The sequence below is a fragment of the Streptomyces sp. NPDC048424 genome (assembly GCF_040651555.1).
In the GTDB taxonomy this organism is placed as follows: Bacteria; Actinomycetota; Actinomycetes; order Streptomycetales; family Streptomycetaceae; genus Streptomyces.
Window position 1 is genome coordinate 44,316 of record NZ_JBEZKE010000030.1, and the last position, 12,210, is coordinate 56,525.

Below are 12,210 nucleotides of genomic sequence, written 5' to 3' on the forward strand. Positions count from 1 at the left end.
CCCGCCCGCGCTGCCTCGTGGGGACGGCGGCAGCGCGCCACCCGGACCGGGCGGCGGCCACTCACTCGAGGAGTGGCCGCCGCCCGGTCTGTGCGGCACCGCGAGCGCCCCGGCGGCCGTGTTCAGCGGACACCGCCCATGACCCGGGCGAACTCCTCCGGGTCGGCGTCGAAACCGCGCAGTCGCACCTCGAACGACCAGGCGCCCGAGTCCTCGCGGGTGAACTCGGCGACGGTGGCCGCCGTGGCGGAGGCCACGGACGCGAAGTCGCCCTCGGCGAGGTCGGTGTGCCCCTCGCGGACGCGGAACCCCGTGCCGGCGATGTCGGCGAAGGTCTTCGCGCGGCCCCCGGCGCCCGTGTCCGCGCCCACGCTCTGGATGACCACGCCGACCACCACCCGGCGCAGCCCGGGCCCCATCCGGTCCAGCTCGAAGGTCATCACCTCGTCGAAGCCGAAGCCCTGGCCGGTGTGGCTGTCCCGGTTCAGGCTGATGGTCCCGTCGGGCGAGCGGCTGCCGAAGTGGACCAGCTGGACCGGCGTGCCGTGGAGGTCCGCTGCTCCGTAGACCGCGGCGACGATGTCGAGGTCGCTCGCGGGCGTGCCCGCGGGGCTGGGGTCCCACCGCAGCGCGAACTCCACCTTGCCCAGGCCCTTGCGTACACCAGTCACCGAACTCCCCCTTCGTTCACCAGGACTTGCCCCCGCATGATCCCACGGGCCCCCGCCGCGGCCCGAAGCACCGTACGTTCCCGGCCGGTCACCGGTCGCCGTCCTGTACGGGTTTGCCCGGGCGGGCCCGTCCCGCCCACAGGACAGGGAGCGCCGGGAGCCACAGGGTCCGGATGAACCCGATCTGCACCCCTTCGTCCAGGAGCGGCGCGTTCCCGCGTCCACGCACACGGACCCGGTTCTCACGCCCGCCCCTTTCTCCCGCGCCGGCCCGGTTCAACCGCAGGATCCACGGCTGAACCGGATCGTTATCCTCAAGTTTCGCTCAAATCTAGTGACGCTGTGCCCACGGGCTTCCTAGCTTCCTCGTACACACGTCTCGACGTCACCGACGTCTCCGCGGTTCCACATGCCCCGGCGATCCCGGTGGCGCATTCCGCGTTACCCCAGGAAAGAGTGCAGCATGAAGGTTCCCCAGGCCGGTGCGGTCGCCGCAGTGATCGCCATCGCCCTGACCGCCTCCGGGTGCGTCTTCGGTGACGACGAGGACCAGGGGACCCTCTCCATCGGCATCAAGTTCGATCAGCCGGGCATCGGCATGCGGGAGACCGGCGGCGTCTACTCCGGCTTCGACGTGGACGTCGCGACCTACGTGGCCAAGGAGCTCGGCTACAAGGCGGACCGGATCGAGTTCAAGCAGGTCCTCAGCAACGACCGCGAGCTGCTCCTCCAGTACAACGAGGTGAAGTTCGTCGTCGCGAGCTACTCGATCAACGAGAAGCGCAAGGAGAAGGTCGACTTCGCCGGCCCGTACTTCGTCGCGCACCAGGACCTGATGACCCGTGCCGACGACACGTCCATCAACAAGGCCGAGGACCTCAACTCCAAGACGATGTGCTCGGTGACCGGCTCCACCTCGGCCGAGAACCTCAAGAAGAACCTCGCCCCCAAGGCGGCCCTGCTGGAGCTCGGCGCCTACTCGGACTGCGTCGTCGCCCTCCAGGAGAGCCGGGTCGACGCCATGACCACGGACAACGCCATCCTGGCCGGGTACGCCGCCCGCAAGGAGAACCAGGGCAAGTTCAAGCTGACGGGCCAGAGCCTCAGCACCGAGAACTACGGCATCGGTGTCAAGAAGGGCAACAAGGAGCTCCAGCGCAAGATCAACGACGCGCTGAAGAAGATGGTCCAGGACGGCTCCTGGGAAACGGCCGTGAAGAAGAACTTCGGCCCGAACTACAAGTACGAGCCGGCGCCGGCGATCACCGCGGTCAACTGACGCCCGCCGGGGCAGGGGGCCGCTCCCCCGCCCCGGTTCCGGCCCCGGTGGTCAGACCACCGGGGCCTTGCTGCGCAGTACGGTCAGGAACTCCCTCATCCAGCGCGAGTGGTCCGGCCAGGCCCGGGCCGAGACCAGGGTGCCGTCGACCACGGTCTCGGAGTCCTCGAACTCGGCCCCGGCCGCCTTCATGTCCAGCTCCAGCGCCGGATACGCGGTCACGCGGCGGCCGGCCAGGCCCCCGGCCGCGGCGGTGATGAGCGGCCCGTGGCAGATCTGCGCGATCGGCTTGTCGGACTCGGCGAAGGCCGCCAGGATCCGCCGCACCTCGGGATCGTTGCGCAGGTACTCCGGCGCCCGGCCGCCCGGGACCACGAGGGCCGCGTAGTCCTCCGTGACCACCTCCGTGAAGGCCAGGTCGGCCGGCCAGGTGTAGCCGGGCTTCTCGGTGTAGGTGTCGAAGCCCTCCTCGAAGTCGTGGACCACGAACCGCAGTTTCTTCACCTGCGGCGCCGCGATGTGCACCTCGTAGCCCTCCTCGCGCAGGCGCTGATATGGATACAGGACCTCCAGCGATTCGGCCGCGTCGCCGGTCACGATGAGGATCTTCACTGCCATGAGCTGCTCCAGATGGGGCTGGTCGTGGTCGGTCCGGCCCCGCCCGGGGCCACCGCTACCCTGCCCGCGGCAGACAGCCGGCACACACGAAGATCCCCCACTGTCGACACATGGTTTTCACCTGTTCGGCACATGACAATGTGACCCTCGCTGTGCCACTGACACTCCGCCAATTCCCCGGGCGGGGACGGTGCGTATGGAGAGGTACCCCCCACCCGATGAGAATCTCGCGCCTGACCCCCTGGGCGGCCGCCCTCGCCGCCGCCGCCCTGTTCGCCGTACCGGCGGCCGCGTCCGCCGGCCAGCAGCGCACGGCCACTGCCGGCACCCCGACGGCCGCCGCCGCGGCGGACCCGTACGCGGACTACTACGCGAGCGCCCAGGGCAAGACCGGGGCCGCGCTGAAGACCGCCCTGCACGGCATCATCAAGAACCAGTCCAAGGTGAGCTACGACGGGGTGTGGAACGCCCTGAAGGTCACCGACCAGGACCCGGCGAACCCCAACAACGTCATCCTCGTCTACTCGGGCCGCTCCCAGTCCAAGTCGACGAACGGCGGCGGGGTCAACGACTGGAACCGCGAGCACGTCTGGGCCAAGAGCCACGGCGACTTCGGCACCGCCACCGGCCCGGGCACCGACCTGCACCACCTGCGCCCGGAGGACGTGACCGTCAACAGCACCCGGGGCAACAAGGACTTCGACAAGGGCGGCAGCCCGGTCAGCGAGGCCCCCGGCAGCCTGACCGACGCCGACTCCTTCGAGCCGCGCGACGCGGTCAAGGGCGACGTGGCCCGGATGCTGCTCTACATGGCCGTGCGCTACGACGGCGGTGACGGCTTCGCGGACCTGGAGCTCAACGACAAGGTCAACAACGGCTCCGCGCCGCTCTTCGGCCGGCTCAGCCTGCTGAAGCAGTGGAACCAGATGGACCCGCCGGACGCCTTCGAGCAGCGCCGCAACCAGGTCATATTCGACACCTACCAGCACAACCGCAACCCGTTCATCGACCACCCGGAGTGGGTCAACTCCATCTGGTGACCCGGCGCGGCCGCCGTCACGGCGGCCGCCCCGTCCGGTGGCGACCACGGGAGGCAGCCGCGGGTCCGGGCCGCCCGCGCCGGGATCGGCCCGCAACGATGGCCGAAAGTCGTGCATTGTCGGCCCGGTGTCGGGCCGTCGCGGATCGCGGAGCCCTCTCCCCGCTCAGAGCCGGTCGGCGAGGGCCTGGAAGCCGGACCAGGGCAGCTGGGGTGCGCGGGAGTCCCAGACCTTCTGGGAGAGCGCGGCCAGCGGCAGCCGGATGCCGTCCGCCACCTGGGCCTGGGTCTGGGCGCCGGACAGGTCGGCCCAGACGGCGAGGCGCCCGCCCAGGATCTGGTTCGCGTACGAGGCCGGGACGGCAGTGGTGCCGCGCAGGACCAGCGGGGTCCACTCCTCGTAGATCCGCCGGCCGGTGGGGTAGGTGAACTCGTTCGGCTCACCGAGCACGTAGTACAGGTACTCGTCGTTGAGGTTCACCAGCTTGCGGCCCTCGCGCAGGTACTCCAGCGGCGGCCGGGCGCCGATCTCCTTGCCGGTCCAGTACTCGACCTGGATGTCCTTGGCCGCGCTCGTCACCCCGCCCGCGAAGAACCCGTCGTTCCACGCCTTGAGCGCCTTGCCGGACGGGCGGACCACGTCGGCGCGGTCGTTGAGCCAGCCCGTGGCCAGGTCCTGCACCCGCGCCGAGGGACCGTACCGCTGCTGGGCCGCCCGGGCGAGCTGCGGGAAGGAGGCCTGCGGGTCCCGGTAGACCAGCGCCTGGTACTCGTCGGCGCCCAGGTGCCAGGCTCCTCCGGGGAACAGCGGCTGGTACTCGCGCAACAGGTCGTCGACGAGCTTCGCGGCCGCCGGGTTGGATATGTCCACCGCTCCCTTGACCGCCTTGCCCTGTACGTCGCGCAGTTGCAGGTCGGGGTGGGCGCGCAGGACGGCGCCCAGGTGTCCGGGAGAGTCGATCTCCGGGACCACCGTGATGTGCAGCCGGGCGGCGAGCGCCGTGATCTCGCGGACCTGCGCCTTGGTGAGGTGCGGATTCGAGACGATCTCGGGGTGGGTGTCGGACTGGATGCGGAAGGCCTGGTCGTCGGAGAAGTGCAGGCCGAGCTGGTTCAGCTTGAGGTCGGCCATCTCGCGCAGCCGGTCCTCTATCCAGTCGGGCGTGAAGTGCTTGCGCGCTATGTCGAGGTTGAGGCCGCGCTGGGGCTTGGCCGGGGCGTCGTTCACGGTTCCCTCGGGGGCCGAACCGGCGCTCTTCACCGCCTGTTTGAGGGTGCGGGTCCCGTAGAAGACCCCGGCCTCGTCGGGGCCCTTGATCCGGACCGTGCCGTCCTTGACGGTGAGGGTGTACGACTCGGGCTTGCCCGCCCCCTCCAGGGAGAGCTCCACATCGCCCGCGCGCGGCGCCGTCGAGTCGGCGTACCCCAGGCCCAGTTCCCCGGCGAGCAGCTTGGCCTCGTCGGACAGGGCGGCGGCGTCGCCCTGCGCGACGACCACGCGGGCGTCGGGGGCGGGCTTCCAGCCGGGGCCGCGGGCGGGCACGTGCTCCCGGACGGCCGGGATGGTGCGCGGGGCCGTGGACAGGGGGTAGGACGGCGTCGGGGTGGGGGTGGGCGGCGCCGGGGCGGCACCCGTCGGGGCGGCCGCCGCCGTGGAGGAGCCCGGGGCGGCGGGGGTGCGCGCCTCGTCCGAGGCGGCCGTGCAGCCGGGGACGGCGAGGGTCACCAGCGCGGCGGCCGTTGCCGTCGCGATGGTCCGGACCCTCCTGTGACGCCTCGGTTTCCGCATCATGCACCTGTGTCCCCCGTACCCAACCTGGCACGGGGGACACGGGCGCGCGACCCGGGAGTCTCAGACCCGGACTCTCGGACCCGGGCTCTCGGACCGGGGCGTCTCAGACGAGGGCGTCGAGCGCCGCGGCGGCGAAGGCGTGGTCCTGCTCGGGGGCTGCGCCGCCGACGCCGATGGCGCCCACGAGCCGGCCGTCGCGGTGGACGGGCAGTCCTCCCGCGATGAACAGCAGGGGGCGGTCCAGGGCCGTGGGCAGCGTGTGGAGGGGACCTCCGGGGCGGACCGCCTCGACGAGGTCGGCGGTGGGCGCGTTCAGCTGGAGGGCCGTGTAGGCCTTGCGGGTGCTGGTCTCGCCGGAGATCAGTACGGCCCGGTCGTCGCGGCGGAAGGCGAGCAGGTGGCCGCCGGCGTCGAGGACGGTGACGCTGACCGTGACCCCGGCCGCTTCCGCGGCGGTCTTGGCGACGCCGACGAGCAGCTCGGCGTCCTCGGTGGTCAGGGCGGCGACGGCGGTGCGGGTGGGGGTGGACATGGCGGTTTCTCCTTGCGGGGGTTGTGTACGGGGAACAGGGGGTGGATCAGTGGCGGGCGGGTGCGGCGGCGGTCGCCTCGCGGGCCGCGGACGACGCGACCACCCGGCCGGCGCCGGCGCCGGCGGCGGCGCGCCCGGCCGTACGGCGTTCCAGTGCGCCCGAGGCGAGGGCGAGCACCAGGGCGGAGGCGGCCAGTGCCGCGCCGACCCAGTTCGGGGCGGTCCAGCCGAGGCCGGCGGCGATCACGAGCCCGCCGAGCCAGGCGGCGAGCGCGTTGCCGAGGTTGAAGGCGCCGATGTTGACGGCGGAGGCCAGGGTGGGCGCCCCGGCCGCCTGGTCCAGGACCCGCTTCTGGAGCGGCGGCACGGTCGCGAAGCCGAGGGCGCCGATCAGCACCACGGTGACGGCTGCGCCGGCCTTGGTGTGGGCGGTGAGCGTGAACACGGCCAGGGTGACGGCGAGCGCGCCGAGGGACACGTACAGCATCGGCATGAGCGCGCGGTCGGCGTACCGGCCGCCGATGAGGTTGCCGGCGACCATGCCCAGGCCGAAGAGGACGAGGAGCCAGGTGACGGAGGAGTCGGCGAAGCCGGCGACGTTGGTCATCATCGGGGTGATGTAGGTGATCGCGGCGAAGACTCCGCCGAAGCCGAGGACGGTCATCGCCATCGCGAGCAGCACCTGGACGTTGCGGAAGGCGGCGAGCTCGCGGCGGATCCGTACGCCGCCCTCGGGCCGGGGCAGTTCGGGGACCAGCTTGGCGATGCCGAGCAGACCGGCGATGCCGAGCGCGGCGACGATGAGGAAGGTGACGCGCCAGCCGAGGGTCTGCCCGACGAGGGTGCCGAGCGGGACGCCGACCACGTTGGCCACGGTCAGGCCGGTGAACATCATGGCGATGGCGCCGGCCTTCTTCTCGGGGGCGACGAGCTCGGCGGCGACGACCGCGCCGATGCCGAAGAAGGCGCCGTGGGCGAGGGAGGCGACGACGCGGCCGGTGAGCATGACGCCGAAGGAGGGGGCGAGTGCGGAGAGCACGTTGCCGGCGATGAAGAGGCCCATGAGCAGCATCAGCATGCGCTTGCGGGGGATGCGGGTGCCGAGCACGGTCATGAGCGGGGCGCCGAGGACGACGCCGAGGGCGTAGCCGGTGACCAGGAAGCCCGCCGTGGGGATCGAGACACCGTAGGTGCCGGCGACTTCGGGGAGCAGGCCCATGATGACGAATTCGGTGGTGCCGATCCCGAAGGCCCCGACGGCGAGGGCGAGGAGTGCGAGAGGCATGGGGGGAGGTGCCCTTCAGAGGGGAGGTGGTGGTGCGGGTGCGGTCCGTCCGCCGAGTACGGTTGCGGTCGCCGCTTACGTGCGTCCACATTAATTGCAGACGCGGGATATTTGCAAGCGCGGGCTATTGCAGGCGTGGCCTATCCTGGGGATCACACCGCTCGCACGGCACGCTTCGACGGAGGAAGCCCATGACGGCCACGGACAGCGCGCTCACCGCCCTCTCCCAGGGCTGGTGCGCCCTCTCCCTCCTGCACGGGCGGATCGAGTCGCACATCGAACGGGCCCTGCAGGCCGGGCACGGCCTGAGCGTGCGCGAGTACTCGCTCCTCGACGTCCTCAGCCGCCAGCACAACGGGCCGGGCGGGCACCTGCGGATGCACCAGGTCGCCGACTCGGTGGTGCTCAGCCAGAGCGCGACGACCCGCCTGGTCAGCAGGCTGGAGGACCGCGGCCTGCTGAACCGCTACCTCTGCGACACCGACCGCCGGGGCATCTACACCGACGTGAGCGAGGCGGGCCTGGCCCTGCTGGCCGCGGCCCGGCCCACGAACGACACCGCGCTGCGCGAGGCCCTGGACGAGGCCGCGCGCAACCCGGAGCTCGCCCCGCTGGTGTCGGCCGTGGAGAACCTCCGCCGCTGAGCCGGACGGCCTAGCTCGGACCGCCGGTGGCCGGCGGTGAGGAGGTCACCGCCCGGCCCGGTGGGGTGGAGGGGACCGCCGACGGCGACACCGACCCCGAGCCCTTCGGCGCGGCGGGCGAGGAAGGGCTCGGGCTCCCCGACACGGCCGGGGGCGAGGACGCCCCCGGGCTCCCCGACGCGTCCACGCCCGGGGTCGGCGTCGTCGTCCCGGCGGACCGCTGGGAGGGCGACGGCGAGGACTCCGGTGTCGGGCGGAACGGGCCGGGGCCCGTGACCTTCGGCGGAGTGGCCGGCGGCGTCGGGCCCGGCGCCGGATCCGGAGCGAGCAGCAGGTAACCGATCCCGGCGGCAGCGGCCGCGGCCAGGCCCGCCAGGGGCAGCGCGAACCGGCGCAGCCTTTCCACGGGCAGCCGCCTCACCTGCGGTCCCGGCGGATCCGCGGGGCGCAGCCGGCGGACGTCGATGCTGTCCGCGCGCGCGTCGAGGGCCTGCCGCAGCCGCCGCTCGACCGGGCGTTCGGCGAGGCGTTCGCCGTCACGCGTCATATCCGTCCCTCCAGAATCCGTTCCAGCGCGTCCAGGCCGCGGCTCGCGTTGGACTTGACCGCTCCCCGGCTGATCCCGAGGGTGGCCGCGATCTCCGCCTCGCTGAGGTCGGCCCAGTACCGCAGCACCAGGACCTGCCGGCGGCGCGGTGTCAGCCGGCCGAGCGCGGCGAGCACCTCGCGGTGCGCCTCGTCCAGGACCACGTGGTCCTCGGCGGACGGTACGTCGGCGGGCGGTGGCGGTGTCCAGGCCCGTACGGTGCGCCGGCGGCGCAGGACGGAGCGCGAGGTGTTGACGACCGCGGTGCGCAGGTAGCCGAGGGCGTTGTCGACCTCGGCTATCTGCTCCCCGTGACGCCGGTACAGGGCCGTGAAGGCGTCCTGGACCACGTCCTCGGCCGTGGCCAGGTCGTCGACGAGCAGCACCGCCAGCCGGACCATCCGCAGCCGGTGCGCGTGGTAGAGCTCCGTGACGGTGGGCGGCTGCGGCTCGCCGTCTCCCGCGCGCCCGTACGCGTGCGCGGAGCCGTACGAGGGCCCGTACGGGGATCCGTACGGGCGCGGGGTGGCCGGCGGGGCGGAACGCTCGCCGCGCAGCAACGACCACAGGCCCCGCCACGCCCGGCCGAAGCCGGGCGTGAGGGGGCCGACGGGTGGTGCGAGGTGGAGCACGGAATTCCTCAGTTCGCGCGGCGCCGCACGGCGTACAGGGCTGCCGCGCCGGCGAGGACCAGGCCGGCGGCCCCCGCCCCCAGGGCCGTGGTGGTCGCGGAGGAGCCAGTATGCGCGAGCTCGGCGCCCTCGGCGGCGGGGCCCGGCTCGGACGGGGAGGCGCTGGGCTTGGGACCGGCCGTCCCCGGGGTCGACGCGGAGACGCTGGGGGCGGCGCTGGGCGCGGCGCTGGGGGCCGCGCTGGGGGCCGCGCTGGGCGCGGCGCTGGGGGCCGCGCTCTTCGCGCCCGAACCCGCGCTCGGCGGGGTGCTGACCGAGGCGGACGGCTTGGCTCCGCCCGCGCTGGGCGAGGCACTGGCCGGAACGCTGACCGACGGAGCCGGCGCGGGCGAGCTGCCGCTCGCGGCGGAGGCCGGACCGGCGAGGGAGACGGCCACTGCGGCCGCGGCAGCGGTGACGGCCGCCCGGCGGAAGGCCAGGGGGACGCGCTGGACACGCTTCAGGTTCTTCAAGGTGGTTCTCCACGGTCGGGTCGAGGGCACGGAACTGCGCCCTTCACCCCCGCACGACGCGCGACCCCCCGGGAGGTTGCCGCCGATCCGGAAAAACTTTCCGGCCGGTTTCCGGAGGCCCGCCCGGGCCGCCGCGCAGGCCCTCGCCCAAGCCCTCGCCCAACCCCTCGCGCAGGGCGGTGCCCAGGGTGGCGACGCCCTCCTCGATCTCCCCGGCCGAGCCGGCCGCGTAGCCGAGGATCAGGCCCGGCGGGCCCGGCCGGACGCGGTGCCAGGACAGTGGGTGGGTCTTGACGCCCAGGGCCAGCGCCGCCGAGGCCAGGGCCGTGTCCTCGAAGCCGGCGCCGTCGAAGGTGACCATCAGGTGCAGGCCGGCCGCCGCGCCGTGCACCCGGGCCCCGGGCAGGTGCTCGCCGAGCGCCCGGAGCATGGCGTCGCGGCGGCGGCGGTGGCGGCGCCGCACGTGGCGCAGGTGCCGCTCCAGCTCGCCCGAGTCCATCAGCCGGGCGAGGACCAGCTGGGCGAGGACCGGGTTGCCCAGGTCGGCGTAGCGCTTGGCGGCGGTCACCGCGTCGCGCAGCCGCGGCGGCACCAGGAGCCAGCCCAGGCGCAGGGCGGGGGCGAGGAGTTTGGAGACGCTTCCGGCGTACCAGACGGCCTCGGGCAGCAGGGCGCGCAGCGCGGGGACGGGGGCGCGGTCGTAGCGGTGTTCGGCGTCGTAGTCGTCCTCGATGACCAGGCCCCCGGCGGCCGCCCAGCCGAGCAGGTCCCGGCGGCGCGCGCCGTCGAGGACCACCCCGGTCGGGAACTGGTGCGCCGGGGTGAGCAGTACGGCCCCGGCCCCGCTCGCGCGGAGCCCGGCGACGTCGAGCCCCGCCTCGTCCACCGGTACGGGCACGGTCTCGAGTCGCCCGTACTCCAGTTGCTGCCGGGCACCGAGCGAGCCGGGGTCCTCCACGGCGACGCGGTGCACGCCTTCCTGCCGCAGGACCTGCGCGAGCAGCCCCAGGGCCTGGGCGACGCCCGCGACGATCACCACCTCGTCGGGGTCGGCGCGGATGCCGCGGTTGCGGGCCAGCCAGCCGGCGACCGCCCCGCGCAGGGCGGGCGCGCCCTGGGGGTTGCCGTAGCCGAAGTCGGCCGGGGTCAGGCCGGCGAGCACCCGGCGCTCGGCCTGCAGCCAGGCCGTACGGGGGAAGGCGGTGAGGTCGGGGACCCCGGGCGAGAGGTCGATCCGGCAGGGCACGGCGCGCAGGGCGTCCACCAGCCCGCCGCGGTCCGGGGCGGGCGTCGGCCCCGCCGCCGGGGGCGGTGCGGCGACGACCACCGTGCCGCCCCGGCCGCGGCCGCGGACCTGACCGGTCTCCGCGAGCCGCTGGTAGGCCTCGGTGACGAGTCCGCGGGAGACGCGCAGTTCGGCGGCGAGGACGCGGCTGGCCGGGAGCCGGCTGCCGACGGGCAGCGTGCCGTCGGCGATGGCGGCGCGGAGCCGGCCGGCCAGCCAGTCGGTGCGGCCGCCCGGCGGGGCCTGGCCGAGGTCGAGCTGGAGGAAGTCCGAGCCGCTCGGGCTCGTGGACTCCGCCGTTTTGGACCCCCGGATCGCGCCTTCATTGGACCTGCTCACGGGTCCATTGTGGAGCCACGCTGGACCTCATGCAGAGAACCTCCGCTTCGACCGCCTCCGCGGCCCCCACCACCTCCTTCCGGGACCTGGCCCCCGGCATCACGGGGATGGCACTGGTCGGCAGCAGCGTCACCGTCTCCCGCTCGCTCGTCGACGCCCCGCTGTTCGCCACGCAGGCCGTCCGGTACGCCGCCGCCGCGCTGTTGCTGGTCGCGCTGGCCCGGGCCGCGCGGGTTCCGGTCCTGCGGCCGCGCGGCCGGGAGTGGCTGTGGCTGGCCGGGATCGCGGCGACCGGACTGGTGCTGTTCAACGTGGCCGTCGTGCGCGGGGTGGCGCATGCCGAACCGGCCGTCATCGCCGTCGCGGTGGCCTCCGTACCGATCCTGCTGGGGCTGATCGGCCCGTTCCTGGAGGGGCGGCGGCCCAGCCGTCAGGTGCTGCTGGCCGCTCCCGTGGTGGTGACCGGTGCGGTACTGGTCGAGGGCACGGGCCGGACGGACGCCGCCGGGGTGGGCTGGGCCGCGCTCGCGCTGGGCTGCGAGGCCGGGTTCACCCTGCTCGCCGTCCCGGTGCTGCGCCGGCACGGCCCGTGGGGGGTGTCCGTGCACGCGGTGTGGCTGGGGGCGCTGATGCTGGCGGGGCTCACGGTCGTCTTCGAGCGCCCGGCCGACCTGGGAACGCTCGGGCCAGCCCAGTGGGCGGCGGCGGGGTACCTCGCCGTCATGGTGACGGCGGTGGCGTTCCTGCTCTGGTACCGGACGGTCGCGGCCGTGGGCGCGGGCCGCGCCGGGCTGTTGACCGGCGTCGCGCCGGTGGCCGCGGCAGGCGCCGGGGTCCTCGCCGGCAGCGGGATCCCGGGACCGGCGGTGTGGCTGGGCCTGTTCGTCGTGGTCGTGGGGCTGGCCGTGGGCCTGCGCCCGGGCCGCGCCCCCGGACCGTCCGAGCGCACGCCAAGCGGCGATCGGGCGCCGGCGTCCCCTTGAGGGCCCCGGGGCT

13 protein-coding genes are annotated in these 12,210 nt (G+C 73.9%); 4 read left to right on the forward strand and 9 right to left on the reverse strand.

The window, feature by feature from the left end:
• Window positions 1–122: 122 nt before the first annotated feature.
• A complete protein-coding gene (locus tag AB0D29_RS31030) occupies window positions 123–671 on the reverse strand; it encodes a TerD family protein (RefSeq protein WP_362858793.1) in 549 nt (182 codons plus the stop codon).
• A gap of 463 nt (window positions 672–1,134) precedes the next feature.
• On the opposite strand from AB0D29_RS31030, the gene AB0D29_RS31035 reads away from it, so the two are divergent.
• Window positions 1,135–1,950 (forward strand): glutamate ABC transporter substrate-binding protein, encoded by an 816-nt coding sequence (locus AB0D29_RS31035; RefSeq protein WP_362858795.1) that lies wholly within the window; start codon window positions 1,135–1,137, stop codon window positions 1,948–1,950.
• A 51-nt stretch (window positions 1,951–2,001) separates the two neighbouring features.
• Here AB0D29_RS31035 and AB0D29_RS31040 read toward each other — a convergent pair whose 3' ends face one another.
• Window positions 2,002–2,568, reverse strand: a complete 567-nt coding sequence (locus tag AB0D29_RS31040) for a DJ-1/PfpI family protein (protein ID WP_362858796.1) — start codon at window positions 2,566–2,568, stop codon at window positions 2,002–2,004.
• Between the two features lie 218 nt (window positions 2,569–2,786).
• On the opposite strand from AB0D29_RS31040, the gene AB0D29_RS31045 reads away from it, so the two are divergent.
• Window positions 2,787–3,608 carry an endonuclease gene (locus AB0D29_RS31045; RefSeq protein WP_362858797.1) on the forward strand — a complete coding sequence of 274 codons (822 nt, stop codon included), beginning with the start codon at window positions 2,787–2,789 and terminating at the stop codon, window positions 3,606–3,608.
• Between the two features lie 165 nt (window positions 3,609–3,773).
• Here the strand turns inward: AB0D29_RS31045 and AB0D29_RS31050 are convergent, their stop codons facing one another.
• From AB0D29_RS31050 to AB0D29_RS31060, 3 genes are all read right to left on the reverse strand, one after another.
• Window positions 3,774–5,396 carry a glycoside hydrolase family 20 protein gene (locus tag AB0D29_RS31050; protein WP_362858840.1) on the reverse strand — a complete coding sequence of 541 codons (1,623 nt, stop codon included), beginning with the start codon at window positions 5,394–5,396 and terminating at the stop codon, window positions 3,774–3,776.
• Window positions 5,397–5,502: 106 nt separating this feature from the next.
• Window positions 5,503–5,931, reverse strand: a complete 429-nt coding sequence (locus AB0D29_RS31055) for a heme-binding protein (protein ID WP_362804942.1) — start codon at window positions 5,929–5,931, stop codon at window positions 5,503–5,505.
• 46 nt (window positions 5,932–5,977) lie between these two features.
• Complete coding sequence (locus tag AB0D29_RS31060; protein ID WP_362858798.1) at window positions 5,978–7,216, reverse strand: MFS transporter; 1,239 nt, start codon at window positions 7,214–7,216, stop codon at window positions 5,978–5,980.
• Between the two features lie 191 nt (window positions 7,217–7,407).
• Between AB0D29_RS31060 and AB0D29_RS31065 the strand changes: the two genes are divergently transcribed.
• On the forward strand, window positions 7,408–7,860 hold the full coding sequence (locus AB0D29_RS31065; RefSeq protein WP_351300388.1) for a MarR family transcriptional regulator: 453 nt from the start codon (window positions 7,408–7,410) through the stop codon (window positions 7,858–7,860).
• A 10-nt stretch (window positions 7,861–7,870) separates the two neighbouring features.
• Here the strand turns inward: AB0D29_RS31065 and AB0D29_RS31070 are convergent, their stop codons facing one another.
• Genes AB0D29_RS31070 through AB0D29_RS31085 form a run of 4 tightly spaced genes read right to left on the reverse strand, consistent with a single transcriptional unit; the run spans window position 7,871 to window position 11,214 of the window.
• A complete protein-coding gene (locus AB0D29_RS31070) occupies window positions 7,871–8,407 on the reverse strand; it encodes a hypothetical protein (protein ID WP_362858799.1) in 537 nt (178 codons plus the stop codon).
• Window positions 8,404–9,078 carry a SigE family RNA polymerase sigma factor gene (locus AB0D29_RS31075; RefSeq protein ID WP_362858801.1) on the reverse strand — a complete coding sequence of 225 codons (675 nt, stop codon included), beginning with the start codon at window positions 9,076–9,078 and terminating at the stop codon, window positions 8,404–8,406. Before AB0D29_RS31075 ends, AB0D29_RS31070 begins: the two co-directional genes overlap by 4 nt.
• Window positions 9,079–9,086: 8 nt before the next feature.
• Window positions 9,087–9,590, reverse strand: coding sequence for an LPXTG cell wall anchor domain-containing protein (locus AB0D29_RS31080; RefSeq protein WP_362858802.1), 504 nt, complete (start codon window positions 9,588–9,590; stop codon window positions 9,087–9,089).
• Between the two features lie 43 nt (window positions 9,591–9,633).
• On the reverse strand, window positions 9,634–11,214 hold the full coding sequence (locus AB0D29_RS31085) for a PLP-dependent aminotransferase family protein (RefSeq protein WP_362858803.1): 1,581 nt from the start codon (window positions 11,212–11,214) through the stop codon (window positions 9,634–9,636).
• Window positions 11,215–11,243: 29 nt separating this feature from the next.
• Here AB0D29_RS31085 and AB0D29_RS31090 point away from each other — a divergent pair, with 29 nt between their 5' ends.
• Entirely contained in the window at window positions 11,244–12,197 is a 954-nt protein-coding gene (locus tag AB0D29_RS31090; protein WP_362858805.1) for a DMT family transporter, read from the forward strand.
• The last annotated feature ends 13 nt before the right edge of the window (window positions 12,198–12,210 follow it).